The 20,277-nt window shown below is 52.8% G+C and carries 21 protein-coding genes; 8 read left to right on the plus strand and 13 right to left on the minus strand.

Going from position 1 to position 20,277, the window contains the following annotated elements:
• Window positions 1–271 precede the first annotated feature (271 nt).
• From AC790_RS04985 to AC790_RS04995, 3 genes are all read left to right on the plus strand, one after another.
• Window positions 272–1,807 carry a glucan biosynthesis protein G gene (locus AC790_RS04985; protein ID WP_180823737.1) on the plus strand — a complete coding sequence of 512 codons (1,536 nt, stop codon included), beginning with the start codon at window positions 272–274 and terminating at the stop codon, window positions 1,805–1,807.
• A complete protein-coding gene (mdoH, locus tag AC790_RS04990; protein WP_049851076.1) occupies window positions 1,800–4,349 on the plus strand; it encodes a glucans biosynthesis glucosyltransferase MdoH in 2,550 nt (849 codons plus the stop codon). Before AC790_RS04985 ends, mdoH begins: the two co-directional genes overlap by 8 nt.
• A gap of 143 nt (window positions 4,350–4,492) precedes the next feature.
• The gene (locus tag AC790_RS04995) at window positions 4,493–4,732 is read left to right on the plus strand and encodes a YceK/YidQ family lipoprotein (protein WP_007893679.1); all 240 of its coding nucleotides are present in this window, start codon (window positions 4,493–4,495) and stop codon (window positions 4,730–4,732) included.
• Between the two features lie 3 nt (window positions 4,733–4,735).
• Here the strand turns inward: AC790_RS04995 and AC790_RS05000 are convergent, their stop codons facing one another.
• From AC790_RS05000 to AC790_RS05010, 3 genes are all read right to left on the minus strand, one after another.
• Entirely contained in the window at window positions 4,736–5,134 is a 399-nt protein-coding gene (locus AC790_RS05000; RefSeq protein WP_007893677.1) for a MysB family protein, read from the minus strand.
• A gap of 119 nt (window positions 5,135–5,253) precedes the next feature.
• Window positions 5,254–5,520 (minus strand): hypothetical protein, encoded by a 267-nt coding sequence (locus AC790_RS05005; protein WP_007893676.1) that lies wholly within the window; start codon window positions 5,518–5,520, stop codon window positions 5,254–5,256.
• 559 nt (window positions 5,521–6,079) lie between these two features.
• Complete coding sequence (locus AC790_RS05010; protein WP_049851077.1) at window positions 6,080–7,003, minus strand: Kdo(2)-lipid IV(A) acyltransferase; 924 nt, start codon at window positions 7,001–7,003, stop codon at window positions 6,080–6,082.
• Between the two features lie 267 nt (window positions 7,004–7,270).
• On the opposite strand from AC790_RS05010, the gene AC790_RS05015 reads away from it, so the two are divergent.
• Window positions 7,271–8,326, plus strand: a complete 1,056-nt coding sequence (locus tag AC790_RS05015) for a rhodanese-related sulfurtransferase (RefSeq protein ID WP_049851078.1) — start codon at window positions 7,271–7,273, stop codon at window positions 8,324–8,326.
• A 36-nt stretch (window positions 8,327–8,362) separates the two neighbouring features.
• On the opposite strand, the gene AC790_RS05020 is transcribed toward AC790_RS05015, so the two are convergent.
• From AC790_RS05020 to mdtH, 10 genes are all read right to left on the minus strand, one after another.
• Window positions 8,363–8,938: a YceI family protein gene (locus AC790_RS05020; protein ID WP_049851079.1), complete on the minus strand. Its 576-nt coding sequence runs from the start codon at window positions 8,936–8,938 to the stop codon at window positions 8,363–8,365.
• A gap of 1 nt (window position 8,939) precedes the next feature.
• On the minus strand, window positions 8,940–9,512 hold the full coding sequence (locus AC790_RS05025) for a cytochrome b (RefSeq protein ID WP_049851080.1): 573 nt from the start codon (window positions 9,510–9,512) through the stop codon (window positions 8,940–8,942).
• A 295-nt stretch (window positions 9,513–9,807) separates the two neighbouring features.
• Complete coding sequence (gene solA / locus AC790_RS05030; protein ID WP_049851081.1) at window positions 9,808–10,923, minus strand: N-methyl-L-tryptophan oxidase; 1,116 nt, start codon at window positions 10,921–10,923, stop codon at window positions 9,808–9,810.
• A gap of 106 nt (window positions 10,924–11,029) precedes the next feature.
• Window positions 11,030–11,284, minus strand: a complete 255-nt coding sequence (gene bssS, locus AC790_RS05035) for a biofilm formation regulator BssS (RefSeq protein WP_007893664.1) — start codon at window positions 11,282–11,284, stop codon at window positions 11,030–11,032.
• Between the two features lie 278 nt (window positions 11,285–11,562).
• Complete coding sequence (locus AC790_RS05040; RefSeq protein ID WP_007893663.1) at window positions 11,563–11,832, minus strand: hypothetical protein; 270 nt, start codon at window positions 11,830–11,832, stop codon at window positions 11,563–11,565.
• Between the two features lie 143 nt (window positions 11,833–11,975).
• Window positions 11,976–12,221, minus strand: a complete 246-nt coding sequence (gene dinI, locus AC790_RS05045; protein ID WP_049851082.1) for a DNA damage-inducible protein I — start codon at window positions 12,219–12,221, stop codon at window positions 11,976–11,978.
• 68 nt (window positions 12,222–12,289) lie between these two features.
• A complete protein-coding gene (gene pyrC / locus AC790_RS05050; RefSeq protein WP_049851083.1) occupies window positions 12,290–13,336 on the minus strand; it encodes a dihydroorotase in 1,047 nt (348 codons plus the stop codon).
• 135 nt (window positions 13,337–13,471) lie between these two features.
• The gene (locus tag AC790_RS05055) at window positions 13,472–14,035 is read right to left on the minus strand and encodes a lipoprotein (protein ID WP_049851084.1); all 564 of its coding nucleotides are present in this window, start codon (window positions 14,033–14,035) and stop codon (window positions 13,472–13,474) included.
• A gap of 112 nt (window positions 14,036–14,147) precedes the next feature.
• Complete coding sequence (gene grxB / locus AC790_RS05060; protein WP_049851085.1) at window positions 14,148–14,795, minus strand: glutaredoxin 2; 648 nt, start codon at window positions 14,793–14,795, stop codon at window positions 14,148–14,150.
• 89 nt (window positions 14,796–14,884) lie between these two features.
• Entirely contained in the window at window positions 14,885–16,087 is a 1,203-nt protein-coding gene (gene mdtH / locus AC790_RS05065) for a multidrug efflux MFS transporter MdtH (RefSeq protein ID WP_049851086.1), read from the minus strand.
• Between the two features lie 245 nt (window positions 16,088–16,332).
• Here mdtH and rimJ point away from each other — a divergent pair, with 245 nt between their 5' ends.
• The 4 genes from rimJ (at window position 16,333) to murJ (ending at window position 20,164) form a co-directional block, all read left to right on the plus strand.
• Entirely contained in the window at window positions 16,333–16,926 is a 594-nt protein-coding gene (gene rimJ, locus AC790_RS05070; RefSeq protein WP_007885825.1) for a ribosomal protein S5-alanine N-acetyltransferase, read from the plus strand.
• Between the two features lie 14 nt (window positions 16,927–16,940).
• Window positions 16,941–17,582, plus strand: a complete 642-nt coding sequence (locus AC790_RS05075) for a DUF480 domain-containing protein (protein ID WP_049851087.1) — start codon at window positions 16,941–16,943, stop codon at window positions 17,580–17,582.
• A 1-nt stretch (window position 17,583) separates the two neighbouring features.
• Window positions 17,584–18,504, plus strand: a complete 921-nt coding sequence (locus AC790_RS05080) for a Gfo/Idh/MocA family protein (protein ID WP_049851088.1) — start codon at window positions 17,584–17,586, stop codon at window positions 18,502–18,504.
• Window positions 18,505–18,625: 121 nt separating this feature from the next.
• Window positions 18,626–20,164, plus strand: a complete 1,539-nt coding sequence (murJ, locus tag AC790_RS05085; RefSeq protein WP_007885822.1) for a murein biosynthesis integral membrane protein MurJ — start codon at window positions 18,626–18,628, stop codon at window positions 20,162–20,164.
• Window positions 20,165–20,277: the final 113 nt, after the last annotated feature.

A 20,277-nucleotide genomic window follows, 5' to 3' on the forward strand; every position in this document is an offset into this window, starting at 1 on the left:
CAATAGTCAGTTTACTTGCCGGTTTCGCCCTGAAACCAGATTATGCCGAAGGAAAATTCTACCGGCTGTAAACAGGGTATACTATCAGGTGAATCTGTATGTGATTTTGCAGGGTTTAATTATCCGAAAAGCACACTTTCAGCTTACAAATCAGCGGAACAATCTATTACATACGCTGTCGGAAAACCGAATAATCCTTTAAGATAATCGGGTTTGATCTAAGCACACGAAAGGGGGGGATGTGCTGAATAATGTGAATAATAAAGTGGGACTGGTAAAGATGCGCTGGGTAGGCGCGGCAGTTCTGCTGGCTTTGTATGCCAACAATAGTTGGGCGTTTAACATCGATGATGTAGCAAAACAAGCCAAGGCGTTGGCAGGGAAAAGTTTCGAAGCGCCAAAGAGCAATTTACCCTCTCAGTTTCGTGAAATGAAGTTTGCTGACTATCAGCAGATCCAGTTTAACCACGACAAAGCTTATTGGGGCAAACTGCGTACGCCGTTTAAGCTTGAGTTCTACCATCAGGGTATGTATTTCGATACGCCGGTGAAAATTAACGAAGTCACGGCGTCTTCAGTACGTGAAATTAAATATGACCCTGACTATTTCAATTTTGGCAACGTTAAGCACGATGCTGATTCAGTCAAAAACCTCGGCTTTGCTGGGTTTAAGGTGTTGTATCCTTTAAATAAAAAGGGCAAAGACGACGAGATCACCAGCTTCCTTGGTGCCAGCTATTTCCGTGTAATTGGCGAAGGCCAGGTTTACGGACTTTCGGCGCGCGGTCTGGCGATTGATACTGCATTACCGTCAGGTGAAGAGTTCCCGCGCTTTAAAGAGTTCTGGATTGAACGTCCAAAACCGCAGGACAAACAGCTGGTGATTTATGCGCTGCTGGATTCGCCACGCGCGTCCGGTGCGTATCGCTTCACCATTCGTCCGGGCAAAGAATCAACGGTTGACGTGCAGTCCAAAGTTTATCTGCGTGATAACGTCGGCAAATTGGGCGTTGCGCCGTTAACCAGCATGTTCCTGTTTGGGGCTAACCAGCCTTCGCCGGTAACTAACTTCCGTTCAGAGCTGCACGATTCAAACGGTCTTTCGATTCACGCCGGTAACGGTGAGTGGATTTGGCGTCCGCTGAATAACCCGAAACATCTGGCGGTAAGCACCTTTACCGTTGAGAACCCGAAAGGGTTTGGTCTGCTGCAGCGCACGCGTGATTTCAGCCGTTTCCAGGATCTCGACGATCGCTACGATCTGCGCCCAAGTGGCTGGGTTGAGCCGCAGGGCGACTGGGGCAAAGGCCGCGTTGAGCTGGTAGAGATTCCGACTGCCGATGAAACCAACGATAATATCGTCGCGTTCTGGACGCCGGAAAAACTGCCAGAGCCAGGCAAAGAGATGAACTTCCAGTATCGCCTGCACTTCACACGTGATGAAAATCAGCTGCATTCAGATGACATCGCCTGGGTGAAAGATACGCTGCGTTCAGCGGGTGATGTGAAACAGTCGAACCTGGTGCGTCAGCCGGATGGTTCTATCGCCTTCACCGTGGATTTTGTCGGCAAAGCGATGAGCAAGCTGCCGGAAGATACGCAAGTGGCGCCGCAGGTTAGCGTGGGTGACAACGCTGACGTGGTTGAGCAGAGTGTACGCTACAACCCGGTAACCAAAGGCTGGCGTTTAGTGCTGCGTCTGCGTGTGAAAGATAACAAGCAGCCGACCGAAATGCGTGCGGCGCTGGTAAGCGGCGACAAGACATTGACGGAAACCTGGAGCTATCAGCTACCTGCCAATGAATAAATCGATATTTTTACCTCAATCTTACGTGGAGGCTCTGCCGCTTGATGCGGCAGGGCGCGCCCGTCTGAGCGATTCGCTACAGAATGCGCAGGCGTTCCACGCTATTCATACGTCGCTGGGGCAAGATATTGCCGCCAGCGAGCGCCCGGATGATGCGCCGCTGAAATCGGTGTCATCCCGTGTGCAAATGGCCTGGCCAGACTCATTGGCGGATGGTCAGCAGCTGAGCAAGGATTATCTCGACCGCACCACGCTGAAGGCGATGCCGAAGGTGAAGCGTTCGCTGATGTTCCCGGAGATCTGGCGCACCAACCCCATTGCGCGCGCCTGGGATTCTGTCCGTGGTAAGAAATCCACGCCGCGCTATGCCTCGGTGGAAGAGCAAAAAACCGAGGACAAGTGGCGTCACGTGGGTTCAATGCGTCGTTACGTGTTGCTGATTCTGACGATTCTGCAAACCGTGGTGGCCACCTGGTACATGAAAACCATTCTGCCGTATCAGGGCTGGACGCTGATCGATCCGATCGAGATGTTTAACCAGAACTGGTTGCAGTCGGTTGAATTGATTCTGCCTTATATCTTGCAGACCGGGATTCTGTTCCTGTTTGCCATTCTGTTCTGTTGGGTTTCAGCCGGTTTCTGGACCGCGCTGATGGGCTTCCTACAGCTGCTGATTGGCCGCGATAAGTACAGTATTTCGTACTCGACCACCGGTGATGAACCGCTGAATCCGGAACATCGTACTGCGTTAATCATGCCGATCTGTAATGAAGACGTTGAGCGCGTGTTCGCGGGCCTGCGTGCGACCTGGGAATCGGTCAAACGTACGGGTAATGCCGAGCATTTCGACGTTTACATTCTGAGTGACAGCTACGATGCGGACATCGCTATCGCCGAGCAGAAAGCCTGGATGGAGCTGGTGCGCGATGTCGGTGGTGCGGGCAAGATTTTCTATCGTCGTCGTCGTCGTCGTGTGAAGCGTAAAAGCGGCAATATTGATGACTTCTGCCGTCGCTGGGGCGTCAACTACAGTTACATGGTGGTGCTGGACGCCGACAGCGTGATGAGCGGTGAGTGTCTTACCGGTCTGGTGCGCATGATGGATGCTAACCCGAACGCCGGTATTATCCAGTCTTCGCCAAAAGCGTCTGGCATGGATACGCTGTATGCGCGTTGTCAGCAGTTTGCCACGCGTGTTTACGGTCCGCTGTTTACCGCCGGTCTGCACTTCTGGCAATTGGGTGAATCGCACTATTGGGGCCATAACGCCATCATTCGTGTGAAACCGTTCATTGAACATTGTGCGCTGGCTCCGCTGCCGGGAGAAGGTTCCTTCGCCGGTTCGATCCTGTCGCATGACTTCGTTGAAGCGGCGCTGATGCGTCGTGCGGGTTGGGGCGTGTGGATTGCCTACGATCTGCCGGGTTCTTATGAAGAGCTGCCACCGAACCTGCTGGATGAACTGAAGCGTGACCGTCGCTGGTGCCACGGTAACCTGATGAACTTCCGCCTGTTTCTGGTAAAAGGTATGCACCCGGTACACCGTGCGGTGTTCCTGACGGGCGTGATGTCGTATCTCTCTGCGCCGTTGTGGTTTATGTTCCTTGCGCTCTCCACCGCCTTGCAGGTGGTGCACACGCTGATGGAACCGACCTACTTCCTGCAGCCGCGCCAGCTGTTCCCGGTGTGGCCGCAGTGGCGTCCTGATCTGGCGATTGCGCTGTTCTCAACCACGCTGGTGCTGCTGTTCCTGCCGAAACTGTTGAGCGTGGTGTTGATTTGGTTCAAGGGAGCGAAACCTTACGGTGGCGCCATCCGCTTGTTCTGCTCGCTGATTCTGGAGATGCTGTTCTCGGTGCTGTTAGCACCGGTGCGCATGCTGTTCCACACCGTCTTCGTGGTCAGCGCGTTCCTTGGCTGGGAAGTGGTATGGAATTCACCGCAGCGTGACGATGATGCGACGCCGTGGAGCGAAGCCTTCCGTCGTCACGGTTCACAGATGCTGTTGGGTATCGTGTGGGCGGGCGGCATGGGCTTGCTGGATCTGAACTTCCTGTGGTGGCTGTCGCCGATTGTCTTCTCGCTGATCCTGTCGCCATTTGTGTCGGTGATGTCGAGCCGTGCGACGGTAGGGCAGAAGAGCAAGAACGCTAAGCTGTTCCTGATTCCCGAAGAGTACGAGCAGCCAAAAGAGCTGGTCGATACCGATCACTATCTGCAGATCAACCGTCAACGTGCGCTGAAAAATGGCTTTATGCACGCGCTGTTTAACCCTGCGTTTAACGCGCTGGCGACGGCGATGGCCACATCGCGTCACAAACAGAGTGATTTGCTGGACCATGCGCGCGATCGTCGCGTTGATCAGGCATTGAGTGATGCGCCAGAGAAACTTAACCGCGAGCAGCGTTTGCAGCTGATTAGCGATCCGGTGGTGCTGGCACGTGTTCACTCACGCTTGTGGGAAAGTGCGGACAAATATCATCAGTGGGTGGAAAGCTATCAAAAGCTGAAGCTCAACCCTGAGGCGCTGCCACAGCGCTAAGGGTAATAAAGTAAAAAGCGGCAGAGATGCCGCTTTTTTTATGCCGTTAATCTGCTAGGAATAACGCAACCTTTACACCTGAAGAAGTAGTCACTCCTCTGAGAGAGGGTTAAACTGGCGCCAGTTCATTGTGAGTACACGTTGTGAATGCTTTTCTGAAAATAACTGCGCTTAGCGCCACCATTCTGCTGCTTACCGGCTGTGGCAGTATTATTAGCCGCACCTTTCCCGGACAGGGGCATGGCAACCAATATTATCCTGGCGTGCAGTGGGACGTTCGTGACGGACCGTGGCGTGTGCTGACCATTCTCGATTTACCGCTATCGCTGGTCATGGACACGCTATTATTGCCGGTTGATGCCAATCACGGCCCGTACGAATAACGCTTAAGGCAAGTTGTCGGAAGGGCTGTTGTCGTCTTCCCACTCCTGCGCCGCCGCTTCACCTTCTTCAAGGTCGCGCGGTGGCTCTAACTGAAATTCGCCCTCATCCCATTCGTGCAGGGTATTTTCAGCTTGCCACTCCTGACGTAACTCGACTTCATCGAAATCACCGTCGAATATCGCCTGTGCGGCTTCACCGCTGGAGATGGGCAGGCATTCGCCCTGGCCATCCTCTTCAGCGAAAAATTCGGCCTGCCACATAATGTCGCCGTCCTGCATCACGTACTTTTGCAGGGCGAACTGGCTGACATTGGCATCTTCTTGTGCAATCTCGGGTTGGCTGGCGAGAAACTCCTCGCGTGCCGCTTCAATGGCTTCTTCCAGGGTGCTAAACAGGCTCATCATCAACTCCATGTCTGTAAAAAAGGGATTTCACAGAAGGATAGACGAAAAAACAGCAAGTGAAGGGAAGAGAGTGAATATCGGTTGGGCGGTTGAGTGAAATTCAACCGCCCAACCCTTCAGGCTAATTTCTGGGGAAAGTGTAATACCGGGCGTACAGACTCATGAATAATGGGAGCAGAGTAACGAATGCAACATTTAATACAGGGCTTAACTTTTTTGAAATTAATACGAGCGGTTGTAAGTGCCTGATTTAAATTATACAGCGTGCCGATAAAAACCATATCCTCCTTCACAGGTAAACGTTTGCACTCTTTCCGATGCAGCAGATGATAACCTTCTTGATCGGTACTGACCGTCACGTAGTAGTAGATGCCTTTATTCATATAATATGTATCCTGAGATATATTTGCTGTGTGAAATCTTTTTATATTTTTTAAAATTTGTACTTATTATGCTAACTGTCATCACCGAAATTAACTGCATTCGATTTTGGCGACAAATTCCATAATGATATAAGAAGGCTGATTATTTTACCTGGATGGAATATGGCGTTTTTTGTTCAGACAATGCCTTGTTTATTAAGTTAATTTTACTGCATTGATAAGTGAAGTCGAAGGGTTTAGCAATATTAAATAGGAATAGCCCTGGAAATGATCGGAATCAGGTCCGTGGCGGCACAATTTGGTGAGTAAATATTAATGAGGCGCAAATCAATAATCAGCTCGAAGCGCAGATTTTCGCGCTGGTTAACTCACTTAATCCTCACTTTAAGCAAGATTGTCGCAGGATATCCGCATGCTGTCTGACTTTATCTGGCGCTAAGTTAACTATCAGCCTAAGTTCAGGCTGGTCCGACTCGCTTATTAATAACCGGCGAAAATCGCGGGATAAGGCAAATTAGAATGGAGATGTGTGGGGCACCAGCAGTACCCCGAAAAGATTTTAATAAACGGAAGGTTGTCCTTCAGGACGGGTTTTAAAGCGGCGGTGCAACCACATATATTGCTCTGGAGCCAACAGGACCGTTTCTTCAACCACTTTATTCATCACTACCGCGGTATCAAGCTCAGTTTCAAGTGTGAACTTATCGCGGATGTCCGGCATCATTTTAAGTTCATAGCCGCGCGCATTCGGCAGGCGTCGTGCAAGGAACGGCACTACGCTCGGATTGGCGAGACGGATCAGCATATGTGTCCCGGTGGTGGTCGCCGCATCCGGCACCGCAAAGAAAGGGGCGAACACACTACTGCGCGGGCCGTAATCATGATCCGGTGCATACCAGATAATGTCGTTGTTCTTCATCGCGCGAATCATGCCTTTGAGATCTTTACGGTCGAGCATGCTTTTGTTGGAGCGCATGCGGCCCCAGGTTTGCAGCCAATCGATCAGCTTGTTGTCGTTGGGGCGATACACGCCAATGCCTGGATTATGCATGCCAAACACGCGGGCACCCAGTTCCAACGTCAGGAAGTGCATACCAATTAATAAGATGCCACGCTTCTGTTCCAGCGCATGGGTAACATGCTCAAGTCCGCTGGTGGCCACCCATTTACGAATACGCCAGTCCGGCCAAAACCACGCCATCCCCGTTTCAATCAGTCCCATACCCACCGATTCAAAATTGTGTTTCACCATCGCTTCACGTTCATTAGTCGGCATAGTCGGGAAGCACACCTCCAGATTGCGTTGTGCCACCTCGACGCGCCGCTTCATAAAGCGCATCGCGATGCGCCCCAGTCCGCAGCCAATCGCGTGTAGCACTGGATAAGGTAAGAGCACCAATAAATAAAGAAAACCAATGCCGATCCAGGTCGGCCAATAGCGTGGATGAAGCAGTTCGCGGGTGAGTTGGGGAAGTTGAGTCATGAAAATGTCAGTATCCTGCGTCTTATGCCAGAGAGTCCGGTTTCTGTAATTTTTTAGCATTATGCCATTTTTTCACTCTGGCTGAAATCAAGCATAGACGGTGGACTGTCATCCGGCAGCAGCTATGCGCACGAAAATGCAATTGTGACGCAGAATTACGCCGGTTATGTCTCGCGTTAGGCTTAACACACCAAAAATTTTGCATCCGGCAGAATTCGGGTATCATACGCGCGCTTAATTTCTCTGATTGCTAACAGGACGAACACCATGCCAGTGTTACATAACCTTGTTTCCAATAAAGAGCTGAAGGAACGTATGTTGGCGGAAACCGAACCACGTACCACAGTCTCTTTTTATAAATACTTCCAGATTGCCGATCCCAAAGCGTTCCGTGATGCCCTCTACGTTGAGTTAACTAAGCTCAAGGTGTTTGGCCGCGTCTATGTGGCGCATGAAGGCATCAACGCGCAGATCAGCGTGCCCGCCAGCCGTTATGAAAAAATGAAGGCGACCTTGTACGCCTTCGATGCGGCGCTGAATAATCTGCGCATGAATATCGCGCTGGACGATGACGGCAAATCCTTTTGGGTTCTGCGTTTGAAAGTGCGTGAGCGCATTGTTGCTGATGGAATTGAAGACAACAGCTTTGATGCCAGCGATGTAGGCGCTTACCTGAAAGCCGCCGACGTTAATGCGCTGCTCGACGATCCTGATGCGTTATTTGTCGATATGCGCAATCACTACGAATATGAAGTAGGGCGCTTCGATAATGCGCTGGAAGTCCCCGCAGATACCTTCCGCGATCAGCTGCCGATGGCAGTGGATATGCTGCAGGATAAGAAAGACAAAAAGATTGTTATGTACTGCACCGGCGGCATTCGTTGTGAAAAAGCCAGCGCGTGGATGAAACATAACGGCTTCAATGATGTTTACCACATTGAAGGCGGCATTATTGAGTACACCCGTCGTGCGCGTGAGCAGGGTTTACCGGTGCGTTTTAAGGGCAAGAACTTTGTCTTTGATGAGCGCATGGGCGAACGCATCTCCGACGATATTCTTTCCAGCTGTCATCAGTGTGGTACGCCTTGTGATAGCCATACCAACTGCATTAATGATGGCTGTCATTTGTTGTTCATTCAGTGCCCAAGCTGCGCTGAAAAGTATCACAACTGCTGTAGCCCCATCTGCATGGAAGAGTCAACGCTGTCGCCAGAAGAGCAGCGCGCACGCCGTGCGGGCCGTGAGAATGGCAATAAGGTGTTCAATAAATCGCGTGGTTTACTGAACATGACGATGGCGATTCCGGCACCGGATAAAAAGTAATTTCAGTGCAGCCTGAAGCGTTCAGGCTGCATTTTATTACTTGCGCACGCCTTCAACCGAAATAATCAGTTCTGCTTTTTGTGATGCCGGGCCAAGGTCTTTGCTGATATTGAACTCTTTCAGCACAATCTCTCCGCTGGCTTCAAATCCGGCACGATAACCGCCCCACGGATCTTTGCCTTCACCCATCAATTTTGCATCCAGGGTGATCGGTTTGGTCACGCCGTTCAGCGTCAAATCGCCGGTGATTTTGTAATCCTTACCCTCTTTCTTCACCGCGGTTGAAGCAAAAGTTGCCTGCGGGAATTTGCCGGTGTTAAGAAAATCTGCGCTACGCAGATGCTTATCGCGTTCGGCATGGTTGGTATCGAGACTATTCGTGTTAATGGTGACATTCACTTTGTCCGCCGACGGATTGGTTTCATCGAAGGTAAAGCCGCCATCGAAATCTTTGAACGTGCCGTACAACCAGCTGTAGCCCAGATGCTGAATACGGAACTGAACAAACGCATGCTGACCTTCCTTATCAAACTTATAATCCGCTGCGCTGGCAGTCAGGCTGGCGCTCAATAATCCGGCCGTGGCTACTGCCAGTAATGTTTTCTTTAACATGTTACTTTTCCTTTTCAGAGGTTAACGGGATGCGGTAGCCCAACATCCTTTTCAGAGTCACATCACGGTCGATGAAATGGTGTTTCAAGGCAGCCAGCGCGTGCAGTGCTGAAAGCAGCACTAAACCCCAGGCCAGCCAAAGATGAATGTCTCCAGCCAAATCGGCTTGTTGGCCGGCGCCGCTGAACAGGGCTGGCACGTCGAACCAGCCAAATACGGAGATGGCTTTGCCATCGGCGGTGGAGATGAGGTAGCCGCTGATCAGCAATACGATCAGCAGACTGTATAGCATCCAGTGTGCCGCAGTGGCTGAACGGCGCACTGCAGGTGAATAGCCTGGCAACGGTTTAGGTGGTGGCGAGATAAATCGCCAGCCGACACGCAACAGCAGAGCGGCAAAAAGCAGAATGCCGATGCCTTTATGAATCTCAGGTGCATCGTGATACCAGCCGTCATAATAACCTAATCCAACCATCCATAATCCCAACGCAAACATGCCGTAAATAACCAGCGCCATGAGCCAGTGCATGAAAATTGAGACGATGCCGAAGTGCTGTGTGGAATTGCGCCACATATTAAATGTCCAGCAAAATGAAATAAGTGGTAATGAGCATCTACATTTTGTAATACAAAATCAATTCACCTTACTTTTCTATAAAGTTGAAAATGATCTTCGGATTAAATGAGTAATTAACGGTAACTCCTTCAGGATAATTGAAAGGGTTAAGTCACAGTGAAAGGCAATCGTGCAAGCGAGGGGGAATACTTCACTAAATGCGCTGAATGAGGGAATTAAGCGTCATGAAAGGTAATTTATTGTCAGGTTGCGTCAATTGAGTCGGCGCACTTTATGCGCCGACCAGAAAATATTAGTAAAAACGGCTCAGCGAGAAGGGCTTAATATCGAAAGAGAAGGGTTTATTTTGCGCAAATTCGCTGGCAAGCTCACCCAGCACGCTGGCGAATTTAAAACCATGCCCGCTCAGGCCGGTAATAATCAGGCGATTGGGCTCACCCGGCAGCGTATCAATAATGAAATCTTCATCCGGCGTGTTGTCATAACTGCACGCTTCGCCGTGCAAACAGACACCGACGCCCGGCAAAAACTTGCGCAGGAAGTTAAACGACTCGTTACCGTCGACTGCGATACTGCCAAAAGGTTTACGATCTGCAGGTGCATGCATTAACTGCCCACCATCATGACGTCCCACTTTCAGAGCATTGTTATCCGCCGGGAAGCCGTAAAAATGGCTGCCATCACTCATCTCCACGGTAAAACCTGGGAACTTGTTATTCTCGCTATAGCGGCCATCGGCCTGATACCAGGCGAACACTTTGCGCACCGGCGCCACCGGCAAACCATCAACTAAATGACTGACCCAGGTTCCGGCGCTGATCAATAATTTGCGAGCGCGGAAAATACCGTCGCTGGTGGTGACCTGCTGTAAATCACCGTCGCGGCCGATTTCCGTCACCGGACAGTTAAACAGTTGCGCGCAGCCCGCCTGCTCAGCCAGCTGCACCCAGCTGCGCACCGCCTGCTCGCATTTGAGGAAGCCGGAGTTGGGTTCGAACACGCCGATATAACCATCCGGCACGGTAAATTGCGGCCAGCGTGCCCGCACTTCGTCAGCCTGCAGCAGGGTGACATCCAACTGCCACGCTTTTGCGCTGTCGATGACATTTTGAATAAACGGGGAGGTGATCGGCGCTAAATTGAGAATGCCGCTACGATGCATAATGCGCTCCCCGCTCTGACGCTCCAGTTCATCCCATAACGTTTGGGCGCGCAGCACTAGCGGGACATAGCGTTCGCCTTCGCCGTAAGCATGGCGAATCAGGCGGGTTTCACCATGATGGGTGCCCTGATTGTGCGGTGGATGGGCGCTGTCAATCATCAGCACGGATAAGCCGGCCTGAGTCGCGTAAAAGCCAGCGGCTGCACCTACCGAACCGCTTCCTACCACAATCAGATCATAAACCATAACGACATCACTCCAGCAAAACGGCGAAATTTTTCAATAGCATATCAAAAGAGAGCGCCCATGAAAAAGGCACCCTGTTGGGTGCCCTTTCACGCGATAGTGGAAATTAATGCTTTTGATTGTCGCGTAGATACTGCTCGGTCGACTCTATTTTTGCAATGCCAGCTTCGAGTAGGGAGATAAACTGTCTGGCGACATCGGTAGTCAGCCAGTAGGTCGGACCCACGTCAGCTTCTTCTTCTTTCTGATCCTGCGAGGAGAGCGAGTGCAGGCGAATCATCATGGCGTCATAACTGTCTACGGTGCTGATGTCCCATCCCACCAACGGATGAGTCTGGATGACGTCTTTATTTCTGTCCATTATAACCTCCGTATTACTCGTTAAACGAAGTGCTTCTTGAGGTTCAATGCGGCTGTATCGTGCACTAGCGAAACAATTATAACATGGATCAGCGGGTACAATAGTTAAAAGGTATGACGAAAGTTAACGGCGTTGAAATAAACGCGTTTATAAAACCCTTTTTACCGAATAATAAAATGCCCGAAGCGTCAGGCATTTTATTGGCAATATTACTGCCGGGACGTAAGAGATTATCGGCATTTTTACCGCGAAACTTTAACGCAAAAAGGGTGGTGCTGTTACGGTTGTGACTCTGCCGGCAGCAGGCCGTGACGCTTCTGAATCTCTTCGGCCAACCGGGTAAAATGCTGCTGTAACTGCTCGTCATGGTTCTGATTTTGCGCTTCAAGCGTCAAATTGTGTACCAGCAGCTGGTTGGCACGATCGTCGAGACAGAAGGTCAGCGTGGCAAAAGCATTTTCTAATACGGTTAAGCGGCGCTGTTGGTCAGCAATAAATGCCAGCAATTCCCCAAAGGTCATCGCCTCTTCTGGTTTTTCAGTAGTCATGTAAAACACCTCCTGTAAGCATGACGAGGCAAGAATAGGGGATCGTTTAACATGAGTCTAGATGCAGGAAGTTTTTCTGGCGAGAGCGAAATAAAAACAAAAAAGCCGGGTGGCGAAACCCGGCAAAAACGGCACAGTGGCAGTTAATCGTTATTAAACCAGTCGTCAGCGCTTTCCCAGGTTTCTTGTAATAGTTCGCTGATGCGCTCACGTGACGCTTTACAGCCACCAAAGACGCTGAGCTGATTGCCGCCGGCATAACGGACTTTGACGTGATGATCGTCGTCAGGAAAATCCTGCGTAATGCGACGGACCAGTTCGATGCTCAGTGCGTCCAGTGCACCTGCGGGCAGGGGCGAAGTTTTTGCTACGGTAATTTCAACACGCATAGAAGCCTCCGGAATAATATACTGTTTATTTGTACAGTATAGTTATCCCGAAGGCAAGCAGCATTGAATTAATCTTTAATGCGCCAGTTCAGGGTTTCACCGGCAAGGAACGGCACCAACGTATCGTCAGCCAGCGCAATACTCTCCTCAACCTTCCAGGACTCACGCACCAGCGTTATGGTGCCTTCGTTCAACGGCAGACCATAGAAATTGGCGCCGTTCTCAGAGCAGAAAGCTTCGAAATGTTCTAACGCATGCAACTCTTCAAATACCGTGGCGTAAGCCGGCAGCGAGGTGGGGGCATTAAACACGCCTGCACAACCGCAGCTGGCCTCTTTCAGGTGGCGCAGATGCGGTGCGGTATCGGTACCGAGAAATACACGACGATTACCGCTGGCGACCAGCTTGCGCAGCGCTTCCTGATGGATATTGCGCTTCAGAATCGGCAAGCAATAGAGATGGGGACGTACGCCGCCCACCAGCATGTGGTTTCGGTTAAACATCAGGTGCTGCGGCGTAATTGTTGCGCCCAGCAGATCGTTACCTGCAGCCAGATACTCGGCGGCTTCTTGAGTGGTGATATGTTCCATCACCACTTTCAACGCCGGGAACTGTTTGCGCAGCGGTTCCAGCACGGTTTCGATAAAGCGGGCTTCACGGTCAAAAATATCGATATGCGCATCGGTCACTTCGCCGTGCACCAGCATTGGCATTCCGATTTGCTGCATGCGATCCAGCACCTTAGCAATGGAAGCGATGTTGGTGACACCATGGCTGGAGTTGGTGGTGGCGTGTGCAGGATAGAGTTTGGCTGCGGTAAAGGTCCCGTCACGGAAACCGCGTTCGATCTCATCAGGATCGAGCGAATCGGTGAGGTAGCAGGTCATCAGCGGAGTAAAAGCATGCTCAGCAGGCAACGCGGCCAGAATACGTTCGCGATAGGCTACGGCAGCCGCCACGCTAATGACCGGTGGCACCAGATTTGGCATGACAATCGCACGACCATTCACGGCGCTGGTATAAGGCAGCACGGCGTTAAGCATCGCGCCATCGCGCAGATGGATGTGCCAGTCGTCAGGGCGGCGAATAGTGATTTGCTGAGGTTGGGCTGTCATTCAAAAAGACTCCGGCTGAGAAGAAAACGAGAGGCGCGTTTAGGCCGGGGAGTAATCATAAGGATGTGGGCAACCGTTTGCACGGGATTTTATCGTGACATACAAAAACCGCACCCGAAGGTGCGGTTGCGCGGATTATTCGGTAAACGGAATCACTAACTGTCCCGGTTTTACTTCAATCCCTTTAGCGAGTTTCTTCGCCAGCGCTTCGCCTTTACTGCGGTCTGCACTCAGCACATAGGCCGGCTTCTCATTGAAGTAGCGTTTCAGCGACTCATTGAGATAAGGCGTCAGCGTTTTCATGATGGAAGCCATTTTCTCTGGCTGCACCTGCGCATCAACAATTTCCATATCATGCAAATAAATCGCGCCTTCCTGGGCGTTATACACCGGCTGCGCCTTCATCTTCAGCAGCATTTCTGCCTGCTGCGGACCAAAGAGCGAGCTGACATTGATATTGGCTTTACCGGAAAGCGTGATTTTGCCCGGCTCTTCGCGGCCAATTTGGCTATTGAGTTCACTCAGCACGATATGCGCATTTACCAGCCCGGAAACGCCGATGTCTTTTTCAAAGTTATTGCGCTTTTGCAGCGCCTGATTCACTTCCTGCTCGCTGATAGTGTATTGCGTTAATTGGTTACAGCCGCTGAGTAGCACGGCTAAAAACAGGGCCAGCAGCCCGGAAAACGCCTTTTTCATAGTGTCCTCATCCTGATCGAAACGGCAAAACAGCGATAGCCTGCCTGAATATGGACAAGGTGTCACCAGGCCAGAGCTGAGAAGCGCAACTGCGCTTCTCATTGCAGGATGATTAAGCGGCGATAGAGGAGAGGAGATTAACCTGGGTTTGTTTCGCCATATTGTCGCGATAATCGGCCACACGGCTCGGCCATTCAATGCCGCTAACCAGCGTCAGGGAGCGCAGCAGCGGGAACAGATGAATGTCATCTTCGGAAAGCTCGCCGTTAACGGCGTTAGGTTTGACAATCAACTTATCGAGCTGGCGAAGATCATCGCTGATGTTTTTGATCAGACCCGGCGCGTGTTTACGCAACTCACTGAAGTCACCGATGCTGGCCTGTTTTTTCTCGCTAAAGTAGCGGCGTGCTTCCGGCGTGGCGAATTCGGCAAAGGACGCATCGGCGATGCGCGGTATCAGCAGCTTATTGACATAGCCGTTCACGCGGCGCAGCCAGTCGCTAATCGCGGGATTACTTTTGCCATTCAGCAGCGGTTCATGATCGGATTTATCCACCAGACGTACAATATCCATGCTTTCCGGCACGGCACTGCCATCGGCTTTTTGCAGAATCGGCGCCATTTTCTGGCCAATCAACCTTTTCGGTGTTTGCTCATCGTCATTGAGCATCACGATCAGTTCTAACGGCAGATTTTTCAACCCGAAAATCATGCGTGCCTTCACGCAGAAAGGGCAGTGATCGTAGATGTAAAGTTTCATCCCGTTTCTCCTGTGGTTCTCAGGGTGACGGAGGTCACCCTTTTTTCGGACGTGCGGGAAGTATGGAAGAGATCTTTGGCCGGAGCAAACTAGCTGCTGAAAATCGCCGGAGCCACCGGGCGCGGCTGGAACTGCCACCACAGAGCGAAAAGCGTGACCATGCCCACGCTGCTGAGCAGCATCCACGGCAGTTCGGGTAGCGCCCATTGCTGGCCCATATCGAACATCCAGCCGCCGCCGGAATAGCCGATTAAGCCGCCAATGGCGAGGCCGAGACGACTAAAGCCCATATAGCTGCCACGCGCGCGCGAACTGGCCAGCGACGCGCTGAGCGTTTCACGCGCCGGTTCGGCAATAATCGAACCGAGGTAAAATATCGCGATCAGCATAAACAGCGACGGCAGCGAATCGGTCATGCCAACCGGTAGCAGACTGAAGGTCATCAGGAACAACCCTGCCATCAGGCGCGTTTCCAGGCGGAAGCGTTTTTCGCTCCAGCGCGCCAGCGGATAGAGCAGACTTAGCGACAGCAGCGCTTCAATGGCGTACATCCACTTCACGGCAGCCGGTGCCCCAGCCACCTGATTCACCATCACCGGCAGCATCAACATCACCTGTACGGCGAGAATGTAGTAGCCGGTCAACGTCAGCACATACAGGCGGAAGCGCTTGTCCTGCCAGACGCGCTGCATGCCCGCACGCATCGCGATGCGTTCGGTCGAGATGCGCCATGCCGGTAGCCAAATCGCGTTAAACAGTGCTGCACTAACAAACACCGCTGCGCCAACCCAGCACACCAGACGAAAATCCCACGCCAGCAACCAACTACCTATTAGCGCACCCAGTACCGCGCCGGCGCTGTCCTGCATCATCAACAGCGAGAAGAAGCGACCGCGTTCACGCGCGCGCACCAGTTTCATCACCAGCGCACTGCGTGGTGGATCAAACAGCGTGCCGCCCAGACCAGAGAGCAAACAGGCGAGCCATAACAGCCAGGGCTCATGCGCCAGCGCCATGCAGGCAAAACCCGCCGCACGCATCAGCATGCCGGTCACAATCAGCGGACGCGCACCGAAGCGATCGGCGATAGCACCGCCGAAAATGCCAAATCCCTGCTGAACGAATTGACGCAAGCCGAGCGCGATGCCAACCATCAGCGCGGCCCAACCCAGCTGTTCAACAAAATGGATGGAGATGAGGGGAAATACCACGAAAAATCCCAACACCACCAGCATGTTATCGACTAAAAGAAAAGTTTTACCGAGGCGTCGTGCCCGCGCAACCCGAGACATGCTAATTCCTGAGCAAGTGAGAGGAGATAAGAGACCAGTTGGTCTATTTTCCACCTGCAGCAGGGCGAAAAACAGCTTTCTCAGGATGATATTTTTTCATCGAATCCGCAGAAATATTAATCCTAATTCAGGATCAATCACCTGGAACGCGTTGCAGGGTTTTACCGCAAGCAGGGTGACGGTTATAGTGAGAAGTATCGCCGCTGGCGTACATCTTTCTTAAGTTATGGATTTCAGGAGTCATGATGTTTGGCTATCGTTCTGCTGGCCCACGCGTGCGCCTCACTACCGATCGCTTAGTGGTCCGTTTAGTACATGAACGCGATGCCTGGCGGTTGGCCGATTATTATGCGGAGAATCGTGCATTTCTTAAGCCCTGGGAGCCGGTTCGCGACGAAAGCCATTGTTATCCTTCGGGCTGGCAAGCGCGCCTCGGACTGATCGCCGACATGCACAAACAGGGCTCTGCCTACTATTTTGTGCTGATGGACCCGGAAGAGCATGAAGTGCGTGGCGTTGCTAACTACAGCAACGTGCTGCGCGGATCGTTCCACGCTTGCTACCTCGGCTATTCGCTCGGGGAGAAGTGGCAAGGTCAGGGGCTGATGTTTGAAGCGCTCAGCACCACGATTCGTTATATGCAACGGCAGCAGCGCATTCACCGCATTATGGCCAATTACATGCCGCACAATCAGCGCAGTGGCGACTTGCTGGCGCGCCTCGGATTTGAAAAAGAGGGCTACGCCAAAGATTACTTATTGATTGATGGGCGCTGGCAGGATCACGTGCTGACTGCGCTCACTTACCGGGAGTGGACCCCGGATCGCCGTGGACAATAAAAAAGGATATCCCAATGAAAATGGCCCTATCCGCGCAGGCGTTGCGCGTGATTGGTTGCCTGCTGGAGAAGCAGGTCACCACACCGGATCAATATCCGCTCTCACTCAATGGCGTAGTGACCGCCTGTAATCAAAAATCCAACCGTGAACCGGTGCTGAATCTCAGCGAAATGGAGGTGCAAGCGCAGCTCGATGAGCTGGTGAAAAAGCATCTGGTGACGGCCAATAACGGTTTTGGCCAGCGCGTTAGTAAATATGAGCAACGTTTCTGTAACTCGGCTTTCGGCAATCTGCAATTGAGTAGCGCCGAAGTGGCGGTGTTGACGCTGTTATTCCTGCGCGGTGCGCAGACGCCCGGCGAGCTGCGTACGCGCAGCGGCCGCCTGCATGAATTCAGCGATATGAATGAAGTGGAGCAGACACTCAACGGATTATCCACGCGCGATGATGGTCCGATGGTGGTGCGGCTGGCGCGTGAGCCGGGCAAACGTGAGAGCCGCTATATGCACTTGTTCGGTGGCGAGGTGGTGGAAGAGGCGTCCAACGGCGAAACCGCAGCGGATAATGACACGCTTGCGGCGCGCGTGGCGCAGCTGGAAGAAACGGTTGCACAGTTGCAGTCGCAGTTGGAACAGCTGCTGGCAAAGGAGAACTGAGATGACGCTACGTATTGGCATTGTGGGTTTAGGCGGTATCGCGCAAAAAGCGTGGCTGCCGGTGCTATCTCAGGCCAGCAGCTGGCAGCTGGCGGGGGCATTTTCTCCCAACCAGGCAAAGGCACAACCGATTTGCGACAGCTATCGCATGCCGTACTTTGGCCAGCTGGATGCCCTGGCGGCGGCCAGCGATGCGGTGTTCGTGCACAGTAGCACCGCCAGCCATTACGAAGTCGTCAAGGCGCTATTGCTGGCGGGCAAGGATGTGTGCGTCGATAAGCCATTAGCCGAAACCCTGCAGCAGGCCGAGGCGCTGGTGGCGCTGGCTGACAAGCATAAGCGTAAGCTGATGGTGGCGTTCAATCGCCGTTTTGCGCCGCGTTATCAGCAGCTGAAAAATGAAATGCCGCGTGCCGCATCCTTGCGCATTGAGAAGCACCGTGCAGATAGCGTCGGCCCGCACGATCTGCGTTTTACCTTACTGGACGATTATCTGCACGTGGTTGATACCGCGCTGTGGCTGGCTGGCGGTAGTCTAAAGCGCGTGTTGGGACACATCGAAACCAATGATGATGGCGCGATGCTTTTCGCCGAGCACCACTTCTCCGCCGGATCGCTACAAATCACCACTAGCATGCACCGTCGTGCGGGTACGCAGCGCGAGGTGGTGAGCGCCATCTGTGACGGCGATTACATTGAAATTAATGAGATGCGCGACTGGCAGCAGGAGAACCGCAGCGGAATCGTGCGTGATGTGCCGCCCGCGTGGCAAAGTCATCTTACCCAGCGCGGTTTCAGCGGCGCAGCGCAGCATTTCATCCAGTGTGTAGAAAATCAGACGATGCCTGAAACCAGTGGCGAGCAAGCACTGGCGGCGCAGCGTCTGGTGGAAAAACTGTGGCGCGATGCCGAACAGGAATAACCCCTTGTAACACTCAATGCTGGTCATTTCCCGCCGTGTCAGTAGACTATCGCCGGACATCAAGGGATGTCCGCGCTAAGTCGCTCATTTCTCCGACACTTTTCAGGATGCGCCACTCAATATGAATTTGTTGAAATCGCTGGCTGCGGTCAGTTCGATGACCCTGTTTTCCCGCGTGCTGGGCTTTGCCCGCGATGCCATTGTGGCGCGTGTGTTTGGTGCTGGCATGGCAACCGATGCCTTTTTTGTTGCCTTCAAACTGCCCAACCTGCTGCGTCGTATTTTCGCTGAGGGCGCGTTCTCTCAGGCCTTTGTGCCGATTCTCGCGGAATATAAAAGTAAGCAGGGCGAAGATGCCACCCGTGTATTTGTCGCCTACGTCTCCGGTTTATTAACGCTGGTACTGGCGGTGGTGACCGTATTGGGGATGATTGCGGCGCCCTGGGTGATTGTGGTGACCGCGCCAGGCTTCGCCGATACGCCCGATAAATTCGCCTTAACCAGCGCACTGCTGCGCGTCACCTTTCCCTATATTCTGCTGATCTCGCTGGCCTCGCTGGCGGGGGCCATTCTTAATACCTGGAACCGTTTTTCGGTGCCGGCGTTTGCGCCAACGCTGCTAAACATCAGCATGATTGGGTTTGCGGTGTTTGCCGCGCCACATTTCCATCCGCCGGTGATGGCGCTGGCCTGGGCGGTGGTGATGGGCGGCGTGCTGCAGCTGTTCTATCAACTGCCGCACCTGAAGAAGATTGGCATGCTGGTCTTGCCGCGCCTGAATTTGCGCGATGCGGGCGTGTGGCGCGTGATGCGTCAAATGGGGCCGGCGATTCTCGGCGTCTCGGTCAGCCAGATTTCACTGATCATCAACACCATCTTCGCCTCGTTTCTGGTGTCCGGTTCGGTTTCGTGGATGTACTACGCCGATCGTTTGATGGAGTTTCCTTCTGGCGTGCTCGGTGTGGCGCTGGGGACCATTTTGCTGCCATCGCTGGCGAAAAGCTTTGCCAGCGGTAACCAGGATGAGTATTCACGCTTGATGGATTGGGGCCTGCGCCTCTGTTTCCTGCTGGCGTTGCCGAGCGCGGTGGCGTTGGGCATTTTGTCCGGCCCGCTGACGGTAGCGCTGTTCCAGTACGGTAAATTTACCGCCTTTGATGCGTTAATGACGCAGCGCGCGCTGATTGCCTATTCGGTAGGTTTGATGGGGCTGATCGTGGTGAAAGTGCTGGCACCGGGCTTTTATTCACGTCAGGACATCAAAACGCCGGTGAAAATTGCCATCGTGACGCTGATTGTCACGCAGTTGATGAACCTGGTGTTTATTGGTCCGTTGAAGCATGCCGGCTTGTCACTGTCGATCGGTTTGGCAGCTTGCCTGAATGCCGCGCTGCTCTACTGGCAGTTACGTAAACAGGATATCTTTCAGCCGCAGCCAGGCTGGTTCAGTTTCCTGTCGCGCTTGCTAATTGCGGTGGTGGTGATGGCTGCGGCGCTGCTGGGTATTTTGCAGGTGATGCCGGCCTGGGAAGAGGGGCAGATGTGGTGGCGCCTGATTCGTCTGGCGGCAGTCTGCGCCATCGGCGGCGGGGCTTATTTTGTGATGCTCGGCCTGCTTGGCTTCCGTCCCCGCGATTTTGCGCGCCGTACGCTGGCGTAATAATTATGCACTCACGCAGACGGGATTTTATTTTGGCCCGGCGGTCCTCGCGCCGCTGCGCGGTACCTTCACGTCGTACGTCAGCCTGACGGACCGGCTCAGACGGGACCTCC

Origin of the sequence: Pantoea sp. RIT-PI-b (assembly GCF_001187905.1) — a bacterium.
Lineage (GTDB): Bacteria > Pseudomonadota > Gammaproteobacteria > Enterobacterales > Enterobacteriaceae > Pantoea > Pantoea nemavictus.